The organism is Cellulophaga sp. (assembly GCF_039943695.1).
Lineage (GTDB): Bacteria > Bacteroidota > Bacteroidia > Flavobacteriales > Flavobacteriaceae > Cellulophaga.
On record NZ_JBDVAA010000155.1, the window covers coordinates 1 to 20,066 of the forward strand.

Genomic DNA, 20,066 nt, shown 5'->3' on the forward strand with positions numbered 1-20,066 from the left:
AAACATAAATAAAATAACTATATATTGTATCAAAGGATCGTTATTCCAATACGCTAAACTTGCATTTTTAGTAGAAAAACCTCCTGTAGACAATGTTGCTAAAGAGTGGTTTATGGCATCAAAAAAAGACATTCCTGCCAACTTCAATAAAATAGTTTCTGCAACTGTATAACCAACATAAATATACCAAAGTCTTTTTGCCGTATCTGTAATACGAGGGTGTAATTTATCTGCACTTGGACCAGGAGATTCTGCAGAAAACAACTGCATACCACCAATACCTAAAATTGGTAAAATTGCAATTGCTAAAACAATAATACCCATACCACCAATCCAGTGTGTTAAGCTTCGCCAAAACAGAATGCCTTCTGGTAAAACTTCTATATCATTTAAAATAGTAGCTCCTGTGGTCGTATAACCAGAGACAGTTTCAAAAAAAGCATTGGTAAAACTAGGTATAGATTCTGTAAAAAGGTATGGTAAAACTCCTGAAAGCGACATAACTATCCAACCAAAAGTTACAATTAAATATCCTTCTTTTCTTTTTACCTCTTTTTTGTGACCTCTAGTACCAAGCATTGCCATAGCACCAGCAGCCAAGGTAACCAAAGCAGCCATTGTAATTTCTAATGTAGCACCATCTTTATATATAGCACTAATACCTGCAGACAACCCCATAAATGCTCCGTTACAAAGTAGTAACAAACCCATTATGTGTATTATAATTTTGTAGTTAAGCGTCATTTTACAAGAAAAGCTTTTCAATTTTAGGAATAGACCTTGGTAAACAACATACCACTACCCTATCTCCTTCTAAGATTTTAAAATCTCCAAGAGCAATTATACCTTCGCCTTTTCTAACAACACCACCAATGGTTGCTGATCTAGGAAAATCTAACTCTTTAATAATTTTACCATTAACGGCAGAACAGTCTTTTACAACAAACTCTAAAATTTCTGCATTAAGGTTGTTTAAACGCGTCATTGCCACAACTTCTCCACGCCTAATATGTTTAAATATATTATTGGCTGCTAAAAGTTTTTTATTGATTAATGTATCAATACCAATAGTATGCGATAGCTGAAAATAATCCATATTTTCTACCAAGGCAATTGTTTTTTTAATGTTTCTAGATTTGGCAACCAAACAAGACATAATATTGGTTTCTGAATTTGAAGTAACAGATATAAATGCGTCCATAGCATCCAAGTTTTCTTCCTCTAAAACCTCAACAATTCTCCCATCTGCATTAATTACTAAAGCATTAGGCAAATCGTCTGCAAGTTGCATTGCTCTTTCTTTATCTTTTTCTATAAGCTTAACGTTAAACCTTTTTCCGCATAAATCACGAGCAGCTTTATAGCCAAGCTTGCTACCACCGTGAATCATCACGTTTTTAATTTGCTTCTTTTCTTTACCGGTAAGCTTCAATAAATCATCTAAACCTTCTTTAGAGGTTATAAAATATACTTGATCTCCTTTCATAAACTCAGTATCACCTCTTGGTATAATGGTGTACTGCGTACCTACACGCTGTATTGCTATAGGCATAAAGTTTAATTCAGGAAAAATACGAGCAGCTTCTTTAACCATTTTACCAACAAATGGTGCCGATTTTGGTAATGACACACCAATCATTATTAATGCACCATCCTCAAACTCATAACTTTCGTTAAAAGCAGATTGATTTAACAACAATTGTATTTCTGTTGCCGCAAGCTCCTCTGGAGAAATAAGTTCATCTACTCCTAATTTCTCAAAGTTAAGCTCTTCTTTATTTCTTATAAATTCTGTGTTAGAAATACGTGCAATAGTACGCTTACAACCTAGTTGCTTAGCTAAAATGCAAAGTGTTAGATTAGTAGTTTCTGATGATGTAACACCAATTACAAGATCAGATTTTTCAACCTGTGCATCTTTTAAAACCGCAATAGATGTAGCATCACCCCTTAAAACACGAATATCTAAGTGACTGTCTGCGTACGCTAAACTCTCTTTATAGGTATCTATTAAGGTAATATCTTGTGACTCAAAAGACAATAATTTTGCCAAATGAAAGCCAACCTCTCCTGCACCCGCTATAATAATCTTCATAAACTTATTTAACTAAATCAAAGTCTACCTTAATAAACTTTGGAGGGCAAAACTACTCAATTTTAAACAATTCGTCATTATTTAGACGTAAAAACAACTAATAACTTAAACTGCACAAAAGCTACCTTATTTATTTATTTCATAAGCAGTTAACTTTATCTATTGTAACCCTGTTTTTTTTAACGCTTAATATACTTTTATATTACACACTTACTGGTTTTAGCTCTTTTAAGAGTGTAAAAGGCATTAAATGTAACCTTTGTAGTATCTTTGCAAAAAAAATAACAATGGCAGAAAAAGTTACTCCTTACAAAGATTCTGAGCTTGGAAAAAAAGAACAGGTTACACAAATGTTTGATACTATTTCTAAGAATTATGATGGGTTAAACAGAGTAATTTCTTTTGGAATAGATATTAAATGGCGTAATAGAGTGGTTAATCTTTTAAAAAGTAAAAAACCTAAAACCATTTTAGATATTGCTACTGGCACAGGTGACCTTGCCATTAACCTTACAAAAACGGGTGCTACTAAAATTACAGGGTTAGATATTTCTCCTGGTATGTTAGAGGTTGGCAAACAAAAAGTAGCTGCTAAAAATTTAGACAGCACCATAGATATGATTATTGGTGATAGTGAAAACTTACCTTTTGATGATAACTCTTTTGATGCCATTACCGTTGCCTTTGGTGTGCGTAATTTTGAAAACTTAGACAAAGGGTTAACAGAAATTTTACGCGTATTAAAACCTAAAGGAACTTTTGTTGTTTTAGAAACCTCTGTACCTACAAAAACACCTTTTAAACAAGGTTATAAATTTTACACAAAATACATACTACCTACTATTGGTAAAATGTTCTCTAAAGACCGTACTGCATACTCTTATTTATCAGAATCTGCATCTATTTTTCCGCATGGAAAAGAATTCAACAATATTTTACAAAAAAATGGGTTTATATCTATAGAGAATAAGCCGCAAACTTTTGGAGTTGCATCCATTTACGTTGCATCTAAATAAGATATGAAAATCTAATGAAAAAAATTCTGTTTCTTTTTTTGTGCCTATTTATTACTGTTAGCACTGTAAATGCGCAGTTTAATGAAGATCCAATAATAAATTTAGAGTCCGAAGATTTACGACCTTTAAACTGGGGATACTTTTTAGGATTTAACCAATACGACTTTAAATTTGACTATAAAGATGATTTAGGTGATGTTTTGGTTGATAAATCTATGGGATTTAACGTAGGTTTAATTGGAGAACTAAGGTTAAATGAATTTTTAGATTTACGTTTTGAACCTGGCCTACATTACACAAAAAGAACATTAGGCTTTAGAGGTTTTACCGATGCTAATGATGCCATCAGAGAAATAAAAAGCACTTACATTAATTTTCCGCTTTTACTTAAAGTAAGCACAAGAAGAATTGGAAACTGGAAACCTTATTTAATTGGTGGAGCATCTACATCTATGAACTTAAGTGCTAATGAAGACAGTGTAGAAGATAATAGTAGTGCTACATTTAGAATGAAGAAAGCTACCTATTATTATGAAATGGGGTTTGGAATAGATTTTTACCTGGAGTACTTTAAATTTTCGCCTTCTATTAGAGGTGTTTTTGCTATTAACAATGAGTTAGTACCAGATGCTGACCCTAATAGTCCTTGGACAGGAAATATTAACTCTATGAAAACAAGAGGTATTTTTATAAACTTTACTTTTGAGTAACACCCTTAAGCTCCTCTTCTAATTTCGTTTAGTAAAATTGCTGTTGCTGTTGCTACATTTAAACTCTCTGTAGTTTTTGCCCCAAATTGTGGTATGCTTATTTTTTTAGTCACCAAATTTTCAATTGTTACAGAAACACCGTTAGCTTCATTACCCATTACCAATACTCCATTCTCTGCTGTAAAGCTTTCTTTATACACATTTTTTCCGTCCATAAAAGCACCATAAACGGGCATTTTTGTCGACTTTAAAAACGCTTCTAAATCACCATATACAATATTAACTCTTGCTAAAGAACCCATTGTTGCTTGTAATGTTTTTGGATTATAACAATCTACAGTGTGGTTAGAACAAAATAAGTTAGTTATCCCAAACCAATCACACAACCTTATTATAGTACCTAAATTTCCAGGATCACGAACATCATCAACAGCAACAACCCAATTATTTGGTGTTATTTCTTTTTCTTTAGGTTGATGAAAAACAGCTAAAATATTATTAGGCGTTTTTAAGGCACTAATTTTTTTTAAATCGGCAGTAGAAATTAATTCACTTTTAAAATTTTCATCCTCTAAAACAGTAGAACTTGTTGTATAAATTGCATAAGGCTTTATGTTGGCCTTTACCAACTCTTTTACCGTCTTTACCCCTTCTACTACAAACAATTTATGTTCTGTTCGGTACTTTTTTTGCTGTAGATTCTTTATAAATTTTATTTGGCTTTTACTAACCATACAAATAATGTATTTTTGAACTCTATGAAAATGCGCTTACGTAACACAACACATTTTGCTAAAATAAGTTTATTATTGCTAGTTATAGCAATAACATCTTGTAATGCGCTAAAAAAAGTAGAAGATGACGAGCTTTTATTAACAAAAAACACCATTACTGCTGATGGTAAAAAAATAAAAAGCGAAGAAGCATTTAGCTTAATTTCTCAAAAACCAAATAGTAATTTATTAGGTTATCCATTACGTTTAAACTTATACAACCTGGCTAAAGATAACCCAGACTCTTTGTACCAAGTTTGGTTGCATAAAAAACCCAAACGCGTAGAACGTTTAAATAAATTTTTATCTAAAAAACAGGTAGATGGCCTAGGAGAATCTTTTATGGTAAAAGGTGCCAGTCAATGGTTAAAAAACATAGGAGAATCTCCTGCAATTATAGACACATCTAAATCTGCAAAATCTGCAAAACTTTTAAAGTCTTATTATGATAGTAAAGGGTATTTTGACACTAAATCATCATACCAAATAGACTCTATTAATAAAAAACAGCGTGCACATATTAATTACAAGTTACAACTTGGAGACCCATATATTATAGATAGCATAACTAAAACCATCAGTTCTAAAACATTAGACTCCATCTACAATTTAAATATTGAAAACTCTTTTTTAAAAGAAAACGAACAATACAACGCCTCTAACTTATATAAAGAAAGAGAGCGTTTAACTAACTTGTTTAGAAATACAGGAATATTTAATTTTCAAGAAAGCTCTATTATTTATGACATTCCTAGTGACAGTACACTAAAACCAATCTCTAAAAAAATGGAGGTTGAGCTACGTATTAGCAACCTTAAGCAAAGAGGAGAAAATAAACTAACAGAATATAAAATTTACAAGTTTGACACTATAAATATTTATACAGATTATTTTTTTGGAGATGATATTTCTAAAATGAAATCTATTAAATATGACAACTATACACTTTTTTACAAAGACAAGTTAAAGTATAAACCTAAAGCTATAACTAATGCCATTTTTATAAAAAAAGATAGTATTTACAGAGAAATAAATAAGTCTAGAACGTACAAACAAATAAGTAATTTAAATACGTTTAAATACCCTAACATTACTTTTGACACTTTAACAAGTAAGCTTAATACAAATATTTATTTATCACCTTTAAAAAAATACACTCTAGAAACTAACGTAGAAGGTACACACTCTAACATACAAAGACTTGGCGCTGCTCTTAGCACATCTTTAAATATTAAAAATGTTTTTGGTGGCGCAGAAACACTTAGTATATCCGCTCGTGGTTCTGTTGGTGTTTTAAGTGAAGTTAACAATCCTAATGAGAACTCTGTCTCCGAAATTGGGGCAGATGTTAATTTAACTGTACCCAGAATATGGATGCCTTTTAAAACTAAAAAAATTATACCTCCTTATATGTTACCACAAACAAGAATGGTAATTGGTACAAATTTTCAGAAAAACATAGGTTTAGATAAGCAAAATTTTAATGCTATTTTAGGATACAACTGGTCTCCTTCTCAATTTAAAAAAAATTCTTTAGAATTAATAAATGTACAGTTTATTAGAAATTTAAACCCTGGTAGGTTTTACAATGTATACCAAAGTACATACAGCAGACTAGATAAAATTGCAGATGATTACCAAGACAACCCTGCCTTAAGTGCGTTTTTTGAAACATCTGATAGCGATTCTGACCCAAAACTAATAATTCCTACCGGTACAAGTGGCTTTATAGACCAGGTTTTAAACCAAGGTTTAATACCTACAACATCTAGTGATTATAAAGAGGTTAGTAGTATAGATGAAAGAGAAAAAAGACTAACAGAAAACAACTTAATTTTTGCTACAAGTTTTTCTTATTCTAAAGACAGCAGAAATGGTGTTAACGACAATGATTTTCATCAATTTAAAATAAAGGTAGAAAGTGCTGGTAACTTATTATCTCTATTATCTGGCGTTACAGAATTTAAGAAAAATGAAAACGGACATAAAGAGATTTTTGGAGTTCCTTTTTCTCAGTATATAAAAACAGATTTTGACTATATTAAGCACTGGAGTTTTCCGTCTCAAAACGTTTTAGCCTTTAGAGGTTTTCTAGGGTTAGCAGTACCTTATGGCAACTCTAACAGTATACCTTTTGCAAAAAGTTACTTTGCCGGTGGCTCTAATGACAACCGTGCCTGGAACGCCTATTCTTTAGGACCAGGAAGCACGCAATCTTTAAATGATTTTAATGAAGCTAACCTAAAAATTGCAGCAAATTTAGAATTTAGATTCCCTATTGCAGGTAGTATAAAAGGCGCTTTATTTGCAGATGCAGGTAATATTTGGAACGTATTTGATAACGAAGAAAATGAAGATGCAATCTTTAAAGATTTCAATTCTTTAGAAGAAATAGCATTAGGTACAGGCTTTGGTTTAAGGTATGATTTTACATTCTTTGTACTACGTTTAGATACTGGTTTTAAAACATATAATCCAGAGTTAGAAGCATCAAAAAGATGGTTTAATGAATATAATTTTAGCAATGCCACAATAAACATTGGTGTTAATTATCCTTTTTAACCCTAAATATTTTATTACTTTTGCTTTGTTAATCTAATAAAATACCAACACATAAAGTATGGCTCACAACATTAAACCTGGAGTTGCTACAGGCGACCAAGTACAAGAAATTTTTAACTACGCAAAAGAAAAAGGCTTTGCCTTACCTGCAGTTAATGTAATTGGATCTGACACAATTAATAGTGTTATGGAAACAGCAGCAAGCTTAAACGCTCCTGTAATTATTCAATTCTCTAACGGAGGTGCTCAATTTAACGCTGGTAAAGGGTTATCTAATGAAGACCAAAAAGCAGCTATTGCTGGTGCAGTTGCAGGTGCAAAACACGTGCATGAATTAGCAAAAGTTTACGGTGCTACTGTTATTTTGCACACAGACCACTGTGCTAAAAAACTATTACCTTGGATAGATGGTTTATTAGATGCTAGTGAAGCACATTATAAAGAAACAGGAAAATCTTTATTTAGTTCTCATATGATAGATTTATCTGAAGAGCCAATTGAAGAAAACATAGAAATTTGTAAAGAGTATCTTGCTAGAATGGCAAAAATGGATATGACTTTAGAAATTGAATTAGGTATTACTGGTGGAGAAGAAGATGGTGTAGATAATTCTGATGTAGATGATTCTAAACTATACACACAACCAGAAGAAGTTGCTTATGCTTACGAAGAACTATCTAAAGTAAGCCCTAAGTTTACAATTGCTGCTGCATTTGGTAATGTACACGGTGTGTATAAGCCAGGTAATGTAAAATTAACTCCAAAAATTTTATTAAATTCACAGGAGTATATCACTAAAAAGTACAATGTAGAAGAAAACCATATTGATTTTGTTTTTCACGGAGGATCTGGTTCTACATTAGAAGAAATTAGAGAAGCAATTGGTTACGGAGTAATAAAAATGAATATTGACACAGATTTACAATACGCATTTTTAGAAGGTGTTAGAGATTATGTCTTGGGTAAAAAAGACTATTTACAAGCACAAATAGGAAACCCAGATGGTGCAGATGTACCTAATAAAAAGTTTTACGATCCAAGAGTTTGGCTTCGTGAAGGAGAGAAAACGTTTAGTACACGTTTAAAGAAAGCATTTGAGGATCTTAATAATGTAAATACATTATAATAAAAGATCCCCACTTAATTTAATATTATTTTATGTCGGCTTGGTTTAAAAGAAAAGAAAAAGGAATACAAACAGCTACAGAAGAGAAAAAAGACACTCCTAAAGGATTGTGGTATAAATCTCCAACAGGTAAAATTGTTGAATCTGAAGTTTTAGCAAAGAATTTTTACGTTAGTCCAGAAGATGACTACCACGTAAGAATAGGAAGTAAGGAATATTTTGAAATACTTTTTGATGATAATAAGTTTAAAGAATTAGACGAAAAACTATCATCTAAAGACCCTTTAAAGTTTGAAGATACTAAGAAGTATGTAGATCGCTTAAAAGCAGCCGAAAAAAAAACAGGGCTACAAGACGCTGTTAGAACTGCAATAGGTAAATCTAATGGTAGTGATATTGTTATTGCTTGTATGGATTTTAGCTTTATTGGTGGCTCTATGGGAAGCGTTGTTGGTGAAAAAATAGCAAGAGCTATAGATTTTGCTATAAAAAAGAAGGTTCCTTTTATGATGATTTCAAAATCTGGAGGAGCACGTATGATGGAGGCTGCATTGTCTCTTATGCAACTTGCAAAAACATCTGTTAAGTTAGCGCAACTAGCAGAGGCTAATTTGCCATACATTTCTTTATGTACAGACCCAACAACTGGTGGTACTACAGCATCTTATGCAATGTTAGGTGATATTAATATATCTGAGCCTGGAGCCTTAATTGGTTTTGCAGGTCCTAGAATTGTAAAAGATACTACAGGTAAAGACCTTCCAGAAGGTTTTCAGTCTGCAGAATTTTTAAAAGAGCACGGATTTTTAGATTTTATTACACATAGAAGAGATTTAAAACAAAAAATAAATCTTTATCTAGATTTGATACAAAACAACCCTGTTCGTAAACAAAAACCTATTTCTGCTTAAGTCAAAATAGATTTTTACAATACTTTAATCCTTGCTTCTAGACGCTATTAATAGTTTATATAAGCAAGGATTATTTTTTTAAAACTGTGTAATACTTAAAAAAGTAGTTAGTAAACTTTATAATGGTTTATAAAATTAATGCCTTTATTAAAGTTTAAAAAATATTTTCTTCAAGAATAAAAGTCTCACAAATAAATTGTACATTTGCGGCTTGATTGAGATTCAGTCATATACATAAAAATCATTAAACAAATATTGGAATGTATTTAACAAAAGAAGTAAAAACCGAAATCTTTAAGAAACACGGTAAAAACGAAAAAGATTCTGGTACTGCAGAAGCACAAATTGCTTTGTTTACACACAGAATTAACCACTTAACTGGTCACTTAAGAAGAAATCACAAAGATTACAACACTGAGCGTTCTCTAGTTAAGTTGGTAGGTAAAAGAAGAAGTCTTCTAGATTACTTAATCAAAAAAGATATTGTACGTTACCGTGCAATTATTGCAGAATTAGGTATTAGAAAATAATACATCAAGGGAAAGCATTGCTTTCCCTTTTTTTATACCAGTTAATTTATAATAATTATCTTAGCTAAAATTTAAAAGACCTTGTAGTAGTATAAGGCAAACTAAAAGCTTATTTATAGTTTTTCATTGGTCAACACAACAACACAACACCTCGTCTAACAAGACGTAAGACCATTGTTTAACAAGCCTTAAATAAAATATAAGGCTTTAAAAAAAATTTATGATTCCAAAAGTATTTAAAGAGGTCATAGACCTTGGGGACGGTAGAGAAATTTCTATTGAAACCGGAAAATTAGCAAAACAGGCCCACGGTTCTGTTGTTGTTCAATCTGGAAATTGTATGTTACTGTGTACGTTAGTATCTAACTACAAACAAAGTGATGTAGATTTTCTTCCTTTAACGGTAGATTACCGTGAAAAGTTTGCTTCCGCAGGTCGTTACCCAGGAGGTTTCTTTAAAAGAGAAGCAAGACCTAGTGATGGTGAAGTTTTAACTATGCGTTTAGTAGACCGTGTTTTACGTCCACTTTTCCCAAAAGATTACCATGCAGAAACTCAAGTTATGATACAGTTAATGTCTCATGACGAAAACGTAATGCCAGACGCTATGGCTGGTTTAGCTGCTTCTGCTGCTATTCAGTTATCAGATGTGCCTTTTGAAACTCCTATTTCTGAAGCAAGAGTTGGTCGTATTAATGGTGAGTTTATCATTAACCCAACTAGAGCTCAATTAGAAGAATCTGACATTGATATGATGATTGGTGCTTCTGCTGACTCTGTAATGATGGTAGAAGGTGAAATGCTAGAAATTTCTGAAGAGGAAATGGCAGAAGCTATTAAATTTGCTCATGAAGCTATTAAAGCACAATGTGCAGCTCAAGTAAAATTAGCTGAGGCATTTGGTAAAAAAGATACACGTGAATATGATGCTGAAAGATCTGATGATGATTTAGCAAAGAAAATTCATGATATGGCATATGACAAAGTATATGCTGTAGCTAAGGCTGGTTCTTCTAAACACGAGAGAACTACTGCTTTTGGCGAAATTAAAGAAGAAATTAAAGCTACTTTTTCTGAAGAAGAATTAGCAGATTACGGTGGCTTGGTATCTAAATATTATGCTAAGGCAGAAAAAGCTGCAATACGTAACTTAACTTTAGATGAAGGTTTACGTTTAGATGGTCGTAAGACTGATGAAATTAGACCAATCTGGTGTGAGGTAGACTACCTACCATCTACCCACGGTTCTTCTATTTTTACACGTGGAGAAACTCAAGCATTAGCAACAGTTACTTTAGGTACATCTAGAGAAGCAAACCAAATAGATATGCCATCTTACGAAGGTGAAGAGCGTTTTTATTTACATTACAACTTCCCTCCTTTCTCAACTGGTGAGGCACGTCCTTTAAGAGGTACTTCTCGTCGTGAGGTTGGTCACGGTAATTTAGCACAACGTGCTTTAAAAAATATGGTTCCTGCAGATTGTCCTTACACTGTACGTGTAGTATCTGAAGTATTAGAATCTAACGGTTCTTCTTCTATGGCAACTGTTTGTGCTGGTACAATGGCATTAATGGATGCGGGTGTACAACTTAAAAAGCCGGTTTCTGGTATTGCTATGGGATTAATTTCTGATGCAGAAACAGGTAAATACGCTGTATTATCTGATATTTTAGGTGATGAAGATCACTTAGGAGATATGGACTTTAAAGTTACTGGTACTGCAGACGGTATTACTGCTTGCCAAATGGATATTAAAGTAAAAGGTCTTTCTTATGAAATTCTTGTAAACGCTTTAAAACAAGCTCGTGATGGTCGTTTACATATCTTAGGAAAATTAACAGATACTATTTCTGCTCCTGCAGGAGATGTTAAGTCTCACTCACCAAAAATGATCACTAGAAGAATTCCTAACGAATTTATTGGTGCATTAATTGGTCCAGGTGGTAAAGTTATTCAAGAGCTTCAAAAAGAAACAGGTACAACTATTGTTATCAATGAAGATCCTGTTACTGAAGAAGGTGTTGTAGAAATTTTAGGTACAGGACAAGATGGTATTGATGCTGTTTTAGCTAAAATTGACTCTTTACTGTTTAAGCCAGAAAAAGGTAGTGTATACGAAGTAAAAGTAATTAAAATGTTAGATTTTGGTGCTGTTGTAGAATATACAGAAGCTCCAGGAAACGAAGTTTTATTACACGTATCTGAGTTAGCTTGGGAGCGTACAGAAAATGTTACTGATGTTGTAAATATGGGTGACGTTTTTGATGTAAAATACTTTGGTGTAGACCCAAGAACACGTAAAGAAAAAGTATCTAGAAAAGCTTTATTACCTAAACCAGAAGGTTATGTAGAAAGAGCTCCTAGAGAAAATAAAGGACGTAATGACAACAGAGGTAGGGATAATCGTGGACGTGACAATCGTCGTGACGATCGCAAACCTAGAGAAGATAAAAAAGAAGATTAATTTTTAGTTTTCTCAAAATAACAAAAGCCCAACAATTTAAATTTGTTGGGCTTTTTTTATCCTAAATTTTCCAAATAGCATTTAAAACTTATACTTTTAAAGTTACAAACACAAAATAATAGTACTTTAGCTTATCAATATAAAATAGCATAAAATGAAAACAAGAAGAACACTAGCCGCATTAACACTACTAATTACCTGTACACTATTACAGTCTTGTTACGTTGCTAAAAAATCTAATGACTTTTTTGGAATTGAAACCTCTAACCTTAACACTTTGTATCTTATAGATGTATCTGGAAGTATGGAAGGTATAGATGAAGGCTCTATAAAAGATCAAGTAATGAGAGAAGCTGGTAACAAAGCAGGCAATCAGGTGAGTAAAGTTATTGGTGGTAAAATTGGAAATTTACTAGGTAAGCAAGTAACCAAAGAAGCTACAAAATTAGGCGCTGTAAAACGCAAATTAATACCTGCTATTAAAGGTTTACCAGATGGCAAAAAATTTGTTGTTTTTACTTTTAATAATGATGTTACAAAACAAGCTACAGGATTTAGGGTTGCAAGTAACACTTCTAGAACATCATCAAACATTTTTGTTCAAAATTTAAAAGCTAACGGAGGCACCAATACGCTAGAAGGTTTGCTAGAAGCATTATCTACGACAGACGTGCAAGAAATTGTTTTAATGAGTGACGGCTTACCTAACAGCGGGCCAGAATCTGTATTAGAAGAAATTAAAAAAGTAAATACCAACAATATTATTATACATACTATTGCTTTTGGTGAAGATGCAGACTTAAACTTTATGAGGACTTTAGCTCAAGAAAACAATGGTGTTTCAATCACCTCTAAAATGTAAGTATAAGCAAAAAATAGCGTTTGCTAAACAAGTTAAAAAACTCAAAAAAAAGCCTTAAAATTAATATTTTAAGGCTTTTTTCATATAAAACAGTCATTTTTTATTCAAAACAGTCATTTTTACGCGACAGTCTGTCACCTCTAAATCATCAAAATCAAACTTCAAATTTAAAATATTTCAAACATTTTGCATATCAATTAACAACATCACAATCTAAATGTATATCATTAACAGATTAATGATTCCTTAAAATTAGATTTTGTTATCTGGACTCTCGCATAGTCCTTGTGCCATTAAGTGTATATAAAACAATATATACAAAAAATGAAAGTATTAGTAATTGGTGCAGGTAATATGGGATTAACATACTCAGAAGGTATGTCTAAATCTCCACTTTTAAACAAACACAAACTTAGAATTTACGACACCGATCCAAAAAAAATTGAAACTCTTAGAGAAAATCCAGCATTTAATGTTTTTAAAAGCCTAGAAGATTGTTTACCACAATCTGATTTAATTTTTATTGCTGTAAAGCCTTTTCATAGTGATGATTTGTTTGCTAAAATGAAAACTATGCTTAACAATCAGCAAATAATTGTATCCTTAATGGCTGGGGTTACTATACAATCTATTCAAGAGAGGTTAGCTATAACCAAAGTAATACGTACAATGCCTAATTTACCGGCACAAGTTGGTAAAGGGGTTACATCGTACACAGAATCTAAAGATGTTTCTAAAATAGAACTATTAATGGTTCGTAATTTGTTAGACACTACCGGAACATCAATTCACGTTAAAACAGAAAATTTTATAGACGCTTCTACAGGTATTTCTGGTAGCGGACCTGCCTATGTATTTTATTTTATGCAATCTATGTTAGAGGCTGCTTTAAAAATGGGATTCTCAGACTATGATTCTAAAGTTCTTGTGAGTAGCACTTTTGAAGGCGCTATAGAACTATTTAACCAAAATGACATATCACCTAAAAAATGGATAGATCGTGTTGCTTCCAAAGGTGGTACAACCCAAGCTGCAATAGACTCTATGGAAGACAACAATGTAAAACAGCTTATACAAGATGCTGCTTACGCCGCATTTAATAGAGCCATAGAAATGGGTAAAGAAAAATAAAAATGGAAGTAAAAAGAGTAGTTGTAAAAGTAGGTACTAACGTACTTACAAATAAGGACAATAGAATTTTAGGGCCAATTTTAAAAGAACTTGTACGCCAAATTTCTGTTTTATACGAAAGAGATATTATGGTTGTGTTGGTATCATCTGGATCTGCAATTGCAGGAAAAGAAATATTAGGAGAAACTAATATAACAGACAAATCTACAAGAAGACAAGTGTACTCTTCTGTTGGTCAACCAAGATTAATGAGGCACTATTACAGTCTTTTTAGTGATTACGGTATGCGATGTGCACAGGTATTAGCAACTAAAAGAGATTTTGATTTAGGAATACATAGGGACAATATGATTAACTGTTATGAAGGTTTATTGTCTGAAGGCATAATACCAATTGCCAATGAAGATGATGCTGTTTCTGTAACAATGTCTATGTTTTCTGACAATGATGAATTAGCAAGCTTAGTTGCCGAGTTAATAGATGCTGATAGACTTATTATTTTATCAGATACAGATGGCTTGTATACTGGACACCCAGACGATAAAAACTCTAAAAAAATTAGCCAAGTTACACATGACCAAGATGTAGAACAATATGTTAAAGCAAGTGGAAAAAAAGAAGGAGAAGGCCGTGGTGGTATGGCTTCAAAATTAAAAATAGCTAAAAGCACCGCTAAAAAAGAGATTCCTACTTACATAGCAAATGGTAAAAAACAAAATGTTATTGTAGATATTATTGATAACAAAAAAATAGGAACAAAATTTATTCATTAAAATAAAAAATATGAAATTATTAAGCTCCAAAATAAAAAATGACGTTCTAGAGTCAATGATTAAAGTTATTGATAATGACAGAGAAAAAATTCTAGAAGAGAATAAAAAAGATATTGAAGCTTTTAACAAAGAAGATCAAGCGCTTTTAGACCGTTTAATAGTTAACAATAGCAAAATAGACGGAATGATTAAAGCTATTACAGAAGTAAAAAACCAAGAAGACCCTGTTAATCAAGAAATATCTAGCCTAACTTTAGATAGTGGATTAGTAGTTACCAACAAAACAGCCCCATTTGGCACTATACTTATTATTTATGAGTCTAGACCAGATGTTACAATAGAGGCTGCAGTTTTAGCTTTTAAAGCAAATAATAAAATTTTATTAAAAGGAGGTAAAGAAGCCCTATACAGTAACAACATACTAGAAAAGTGTTGGCATAAAGCATTAGAAGAAAATAATGTATCTACAGACTGGATTAAGCTTTTACACTTAAAAAGAGAAGAAACACAAGATTTTTTAAAAAACCCTCCTGAAAAGCTAGATTTAATTGTGCCTAGAGGAGGCGAACGTTTAATAAAATTTGTAAAAGAACATGCTAGTTGTGCTGTTTTAGTAAGTGGTCGTGGTAATAATTTTTTATATGTTGCTGAAGATGCAAACTGGACTAAAGCAATAAATGTAATTGTAAACGCAAAAACTGATAAAATATCTGGTTGTAACTCATTAGATAAAGTGTTAATTAATAAAAACATTACTAATTACGAGGCTAAAATTAAAGAGTTAGAACAAGTATTAGATCAATTAAATGTTAGTATTATAACAGATAACAAAACGTCTAAAATAATACCCAATAACCAAGAGATTAAAAAAAATAGTACTTGGTCTCAAGAATTTTTATCATTAAAAATTCTTATTGGTGAGGTTGCCAATTTAGATGATGCTATAAAAAAAATTAATACTTACTCTGGCGGTCACTCTGCTGCTATTTTAACTGAGGACAAACAAAAAGCAGATACATTTATGCAACAAGTAGACAGTGCAGCTGTATACCATAATGCATCAACCAGATTTACAGATGGCGGACAAATGGGTGTTGGTGCTGAGCTTGCAATTAGTACTGATAAATTACACCATAGAGGACCGCTTGGATTAAAACAATTGGTAACTAATAAATATTATGTCTTTGGAGACGGACACATAAGAGAATAGGCATAAAACATAGGTTTACCTCAATAAAAAGAGACTATTTCTAATATTAGAAACAGTCTCTTTTTTGCTTTTACAAAAATAAAACAATATCAAATTCTTCATTCTTTAACAAGTCTTTAACATTTTAAAGTCAAATACAATCTTTTTCTTAAGATATTCATAAATAAAAAAATAGAAAAATCTAAAATGGCATTGCGTTCGTAAAACTAAGAGAGAACAGAGTTAATAAACTATAACAATTATGAACACTATACCTATGCTATTAAAAACTTCATATCAAAAGACTGCTACTATTTTTCAGGATTTTAAAACATCTGTAGACGAAAAAGTAAGTGCTTCAAAAGTAAATAATTCATTAGCCATATTAGTATTAACTACTACATTTTTATTATTACTGGGGTCTATTTACTATATGGTAACTTTTCAAAACGATTTCCTTCAATTTAACCAAGACAGAACAAATTCTACTTTTGGATTAATATTTATGGGCATTGCCACTACCCTATTGGTTTTTAAAGTTGCTTTTTTCTTATTTGTGCTTTACAGATATTTTAAATATAAACCTATTGAGTCTGTTTCTGATGATAAATTACCAACAGTTACAGTTATAGTTCCTGCTTATAATGAAGGTAAACAGGTGTATGATACTTTAGTTAGCTTAACAAATAGTGATTTCCCTAAACAAAAATTACAGTTAATTTCTATTGATGATGGTAGTGCAGATGACACTTGGGATTGGATGCAAAAAGCAAAACAAAGGTTAGGTGATAGTGTAGAAATATACCAACAACCAGAAAATAAAGGAAAAAGACACGCTTTATATCGTGGTTTTAATATAGGTACAGGAGATGTTTTTGTTACTGTAGATAGTGATTCTATAGTAGACGCAGATACACTACGTAATTTAGTTAGCCCATTTGTTGTTAATGATAAAGTAGGTGCTGTTGCAGGTAACATTAGAGTATTAAATAAAGCTAAAGCACTAATACCAAAAATGTTAGATGTTAGTTTTGTTTTAAGTTTTGAGTTTGTACGTTCTGCAGAAAGCACATTAAATTCTGTTTTATGTACGCCAGGAGCATTGGCTGCTTACCGTAGTTCTGCTGTTTTTAAAATATTACCAAAGTGGATTAACCAAACTTTTATGGGAAAACCATCGGATATTGGAGAAGATAGAGCTATGACAAATATGATTTTAAAAGAAGGTAACCACGTACTTTTTCAAAGAAACGCAAATGCATACACTAACGTGCCAGAAAAATACAAAGGACTTTACAAAATGTTTATTAGATGGGGAAGAAGTAATGTACGTGAAAACATAGAAATGGCTAAATATGTATTTACAAACTTTAGAAAAGAATCTAAAGCTGGTTCTAGATTGTTGTTTTTAAATCAATCTATAAAAATAATAATGAGCTACCCATTTTTAATATTTATGTTATTCTTTGTAGCAACGCATCCACTATTATTTTTAAGCTCTACGTTATTTAGCATACTAATTTTATCTACTTTCTCTGTTATATTTTATTCTAACAAGTACAAGCCACAAGAATCTTTATGGGCTTATACATATAGTATCCTATACACGTTTGGCTTATTCTGGATTACTCCTTATGCAATAGCAACAGCAAGTAGAAGAGGTTGGCTAACTCGTGGATTAGCAGAAAAAAAATAGTTTTAAAGGACTAAAAATAATTTTAAAAAGTAGATATATACATCATATATCTACTTTTTTTATATCTGAATATTAACACATTAGAAAAAAAAAGTAGACATTTTATAAGGTTAAAGTGTTTATTTCGACGAATTAATAAGAAAAAGATAAAATTAACATTACCAAAATGTAACATTTCTTGTTTTTCTGCGTATAAGTATATGCAGCCCTTTGGTTGCGCGTAAATTATATATTCAATGAGACAGCTTAAAATTACAAAACAGGTTACCAACAGGGAAACCGCATCGCTAGATAAATATTTACAGGAAATTGGTAAAGTAGATTTAATTACTGCCGATGAAGAAGTAGAATTAGCACAGCGTATTAAAGCGGGAGACCAAGTAGCCTTAGAAAAATTAACTAAAGCAAACCTTAGGTTCGTAGTTTCTGTTGCTAAGCAATACCAAAATCAAGGTTTAACGTTACCAGATTTAATTAATGAAGGTAATTTAGGTCTTATTAAAGCTGCACAACGTTTTGATGAAACTCGTGGATTTAAATTTATCTCTTATGCTGTTTGGTGGATTCGTCAATCTATATTACAAGCATTAGCTGAGCAATCTCGTATTGTACGTTTACCATTAAATAAAATTGGATCTATAAATAAGATTAATAAAACTTTTGCTTTCTTAGAACAAGCACATGAGCGCAAGCCATCTGCAGAAGAGATAGCTAAGGAATTAGATATGACTATTGAAGATGTAAAGCAGTCTTTAAAAAATTCTGGTCGTCACGTATCAATGGATGCTCCATTAATTGATGGTGAAGATTCTAACTTATATGATGTATTGCGCAGTGGCGAGTCTCCTAATCCAGATAGAGAGTTATTAATTGAATCTCTACGTACAGAAATAGAAAGAGCATTAGAAACACTAACACCAAGAGAAGCAGACGTTATACGTTTATACTTTGGTTTAGCAGAGCAACACTCTATGACTTTAGAAGAAATAGGAGAGACTTTTGATTTAACTAGAGAAAGAGTAAGACAAATTAAAGAAAAAGCTATTAGGAGGCTTAAACATACTTCTAGAAGCAAAATATTAAAAACATATCTTGGATAAACCATAACGGTTTAGAAGCGCAAATCATTTTTTTAACAACACATAACAACAGTAGTTGTCTTTTTGGTATAAAAATTGTAATTTGTGAACTGTAACAACAGTTTATCATGACTGTTCGTTTTTTGATTGATGAATGAACTCCGGCTGATTACCGGAGTTTTTCAATTTATATACCTAACATAGAGTTAACTAAACAAAACGCATCGTTTACTCATTCCCTATTTTTATTTTCTATAGTTTGATTTAAGTTTATCAAAATTTAACTCACAACTTATGAAAAAGATCATCACTTCAACATTAATGCTTACACTTTTAATATCCTCTTGTGACAAGAAGGTCATAGAAAAGCAAACAGAACTAAAAAGCAATCAGCAAGAAATTATTAATTCTGAAAATAAAAAAATAGCTGACTTGCCATTTCAGATAGATTCAATAACAACTCAAATACTAATACATCCAATTATTTCTATTGATAAAGATTCTGAAAAATATATAAACAGAAGCTCATACAAGAACAATAATATCATTAATCAAGGAATTAGTCAGTATGGAGATGTAATCAACGGTAACATCGTTAATTTAAAGTTTGAAGCATTAAACACAAACAAATTAATTGCGTTATCATCAAAAGATATAAAAATTACCAGTATAACCTTTTTAAGAGATATTTATAACGAAACAAATAAAGAAATTCTACTCTATTCTATTACAGATACAGACACCAATTATGACAAGCAAATAGATCATAAAGATGAAGCTACTCTATATATAAGTTATATAGACGGTAGTAAATTTAAACGTCTGTCATTAACTACTAAAGATATTGTACACCAATATAAATTCACATTAAATAAACAACGTCTTTATTTTAATACTTTAGTCGATATAAACAAAGATGGCGCACTAACTACTCCCCAAGACAAACTACACTACGGTTTTGTAGATCTTTTAAGTGATAACTTAGATATTACTCACTACAACCCCATATAAACAACAAAAGTCCTAGAAGTTAGCTTCTAGGACTTTTATTGTGTTTGGTATAATCTAATCAATGCTATAAAGTATTGTTTGTATAGCGCATACAAAGCAGTTTATAATTTGTAATCTTTGATTTTAGGGTATAAA

Annotated in this window: 17 protein-coding genes; 14 read left to right on the forward strand and 3 right to left on the reverse strand. The window is 31.6% G+C overall.

Annotation, left to right across the window (positions count from 1 at the left end):
- Both ABJD66_RS09805 and trkA read right to left on the reverse strand, forming a co-directional pair.
- Positions 1–744 (reverse strand): potassium transporter TrkG (locus ABJD66_RS09805; RefSeq protein ID WP_348130955.1); only part of this gene is annotated, 744 nt, incomplete at its 3' end.
- Position 745: 1 nt separating this feature from the next.
- Positions 746–2,095, reverse strand: a complete 1,350-nt coding sequence (gene trkA, locus ABJD66_RS09810) for a Trk system potassium transporter TrkA (RefSeq protein ID WP_303545550.1) — start codon at positions 2,093–2,095, stop codon at positions 746–748.
- Positions 2,096–2,382: 287 nt separating this feature from the next.
- Between trkA and ubiE the strand changes: the two genes are divergently transcribed.
- Both ubiE and ABJD66_RS09820 read left to right on the forward strand, forming a co-directional pair.
- A complete protein-coding gene (ubiE, locus tag ABJD66_RS09815; RefSeq protein WP_303545553.1) occupies positions 2,383–3,111 on the forward strand; it encodes a bifunctional demethylmenaquinone methyltransferase/2-methoxy-6-polyprenyl-1,4-benzoquinol methylase UbiE in 729 nt (242 codons plus the stop codon).
- Positions 3,112–3,125: 14 nt separating this feature from the next.
- Positions 3,126–3,821 carry a porin family protein gene (locus tag ABJD66_RS09820; RefSeq protein WP_348130959.1) on the forward strand — a complete coding sequence of 232 codons (696 nt, stop codon included), beginning with the start codon at positions 3,126–3,128 and terminating at the stop codon, positions 3,819–3,821.
- Between the two features lie 5 nt (positions 3,822–3,826).
- On the opposite strand, the gene ABJD66_RS09825 is transcribed toward ABJD66_RS09820, so the two are convergent.
- Entirely contained in the window at positions 3,827–4,555 is a 729-nt protein-coding gene (locus tag ABJD66_RS09825) for an RNA methyltransferase (protein ID WP_348130962.1), read from the reverse strand.
- Positions 4,556–4,579: 24 nt separating this feature from the next.
- Between ABJD66_RS09825 and ABJD66_RS09830 the strand changes: the two genes are divergently transcribed.
- The 12 genes from ABJD66_RS09830 (at position 4,580) to ABJD66_RS09885 (ending at position 19,931) form a co-directional block, all read left to right on the forward strand.
- Entirely contained in the window at positions 4,580–7,156 is a 2,577-nt protein-coding gene (locus tag ABJD66_RS09830) for a BamA/TamA family outer membrane protein (protein ID WP_348130981.1), read from the forward strand.
- Positions 7,157–7,214: 58 nt separating this feature from the next.
- Entirely contained in the window at positions 7,215–8,282 is a 1,068-nt protein-coding gene (gene fbaA / locus ABJD66_RS09835) for a class II fructose-bisphosphate aldolase (protein ID WP_100895020.1), read from the forward strand.
- 32 nt (positions 8,283–8,314) lie between these two features.
- A complete protein-coding gene (gene accD / locus ABJD66_RS09840; protein WP_100895019.1) occupies positions 8,315–9,193 on the forward strand; it encodes an acetyl-CoA carboxylase, carboxyltransferase subunit beta in 879 nt (292 codons plus the stop codon).
- 260 nt (positions 9,194–9,453) lie between these two features.
- The gene (rpsO, locus tag ABJD66_RS09845; protein WP_072305038.1) at positions 9,454–9,723 is read left to right on the forward strand and encodes a 30S ribosomal protein S15; all 270 of its coding nucleotides are present in this window, start codon (positions 9,454–9,456) and stop codon (positions 9,721–9,723) included.
- 220 nt (positions 9,724–9,943) lie between these two features.
- Positions 9,944–12,190: a polyribonucleotide nucleotidyltransferase gene (locus ABJD66_RS09850; RefSeq protein WP_100895018.1), complete on the forward strand. Its 2,247-nt coding sequence runs from the start codon at positions 9,944–9,946 to the stop codon at positions 12,188–12,190.
- Between the two features lie 154 nt (positions 12,191–12,344).
- Positions 12,345–13,052 carry a hypothetical protein gene (locus tag ABJD66_RS09855; RefSeq protein ID WP_348130967.1) on the forward strand — a complete coding sequence of 236 codons (708 nt, stop codon included), beginning with the start codon at positions 12,345–12,347 and terminating at the stop codon, positions 13,050–13,052.
- A gap of 324 nt (positions 13,053–13,376) precedes the next feature.
- On the forward strand, positions 13,377–14,183 hold the full coding sequence (gene proC / locus ABJD66_RS09860; protein ID WP_100895016.1) for a pyrroline-5-carboxylate reductase: 807 nt from the start codon (positions 13,377–13,379) through the stop codon (positions 14,181–14,183).
- A gap of 2 nt (positions 14,184–14,185) precedes the next feature.
- Entirely contained in the window at positions 14,186–14,956 is a 771-nt protein-coding gene (proB, locus tag ABJD66_RS09865) for a glutamate 5-kinase (RefSeq protein ID WP_303545574.1), read from the forward strand.
- A gap of 10 nt (positions 14,957–14,966) precedes the next feature.
- The gene (locus tag ABJD66_RS09870) at positions 14,967–16,166 is read left to right on the forward strand and encodes a glutamate-5-semialdehyde dehydrogenase (protein WP_348130971.1); all 1,200 of its coding nucleotides are present in this window, start codon (positions 14,967–14,969) and stop codon (positions 16,164–16,166) included.
- Positions 16,167–16,407: 241 nt separating this feature from the next.
- On the forward strand, positions 16,408–17,841 hold the full coding sequence (locus tag ABJD66_RS09875; protein WP_348130974.1) for a glycosyltransferase family 2 protein: 1,434 nt from the start codon (positions 16,408–16,410) through the stop codon (positions 17,839–17,841).
- Between the two features lie 236 nt (positions 17,842–18,077).
- Positions 18,078–18,941, forward strand: coding sequence for a sigma-70 family RNA polymerase sigma factor (locus ABJD66_RS09880; RefSeq protein WP_013620242.1), 864 nt, complete (start codon positions 18,078–18,080; stop codon positions 18,939–18,941).
- 273 nt (positions 18,942–19,214) lie between these two features.
- Positions 19,215–19,931, forward strand: a complete 717-nt coding sequence (locus ABJD66_RS09885; protein WP_348130978.1) for a hypothetical protein — start codon at positions 19,215–19,217, stop codon at positions 19,929–19,931.
- Positions 19,932–20,066 lie beyond the last annotated feature (135 nt).

Bases quoted from the DNA above. Each gene is read 5' to 3' on its own strand.
- ABJD66_RS09885 (WP_348130978.1), top strand. From the start codon at position 19,215: ATGAAAAAGATCATCACTTCAACATTAATGCTTACACTTTTAATATCC.
- proB (WP_303545574.1), top strand. From the start codon at position 14,186: ATGGAAGTAAAAAGAGTAGTTGTAAAAGTAGGTACTAACGTACTTACA.
- ABJD66_RS09820 (WP_348130959.1), top strand. From the start codon at position 3,126: ATGAAAAAAATTCTGTTTCTTTTTTTGTGCCTATTTATTACTGTTAGC.
- ABJD66_RS09875 (WP_348130974.1), top strand. From the start codon at position 16,408: ATGAACACTATACCTATGCTATTAAAAACTTCATATCAAAAGACTGCT.
- accD (WP_100895019.1), top strand. From the start codon at position 8,315: ATGTCGGCTTGGTTTAAAAGAAAAGAAAAAGGAATACAAACAGCTACA.
- ABJD66_RS09825 (WP_348130962.1), bottom strand. From the start codon at position 4,555: ATGGTTAGTAAAAGCCAAATAAAATTTATAAAGAATCTACAGCAAAAA.
- ABJD66_RS09855 (WP_348130967.1), top strand. From the start codon at position 12,345: ATGAAAACAAGAAGAACACTAGCCGCATTAACACTACTAATTACCTGT.
- proC (WP_100895016.1), top strand. From the start codon at position 13,377: ATGAAAGTATTAGTAATTGGTGCAGGTAATATGGGATTAACATACTCA.
- fbaA (WP_100895020.1), top strand. From the start codon at position 7,215: ATGGCTCACAACATTAAACCTGGAGTTGCTACAGGCGACCAAGTACAA.
- trkA (WP_303545550.1), bottom strand. From the start codon at position 2,095: ATGAAGATTATTATAGCGGGTGCAGGAGAGGTTGGCTTTCATTTGGCA.
- ubiE (WP_303545553.1), top strand. From the start codon at position 2,383: ATGGCAGAAAAAGTTACTCCTTACAAAGATTCTGAGCTTGGAAAAAAA.
- rpsO (WP_072305038.1), top strand. From the start codon at position 9,454: ATGTATTTAACAAAAGAAGTAAAAACCGAAATCTTTAAGAAACACGGT.
- ABJD66_RS09880 (WP_013620242.1), top strand. From the start codon at position 18,078: ATGAGACAGCTTAAAATTACAAAACAGGTTACCAACAGGGAAACCGCA.
- ABJD66_RS09830 (WP_348130981.1), top strand. From the start codon at position 4,580: ATGAAAATGCGCTTACGTAACACAACACATTTTGCTAAAATAAGTTTA.
- ABJD66_RS09850 (WP_100895018.1), top strand. From the start codon at position 9,944: ATGATTCCAAAAGTATTTAAAGAGGTCATAGACCTTGGGGACGGTAGA.
- ABJD66_RS09870 (WP_348130971.1), top strand. From the start codon at position 14,967: ATGAAATTATTAAGCTCCAAAATAAAAAATGACGTTCTAGAGTCAATG.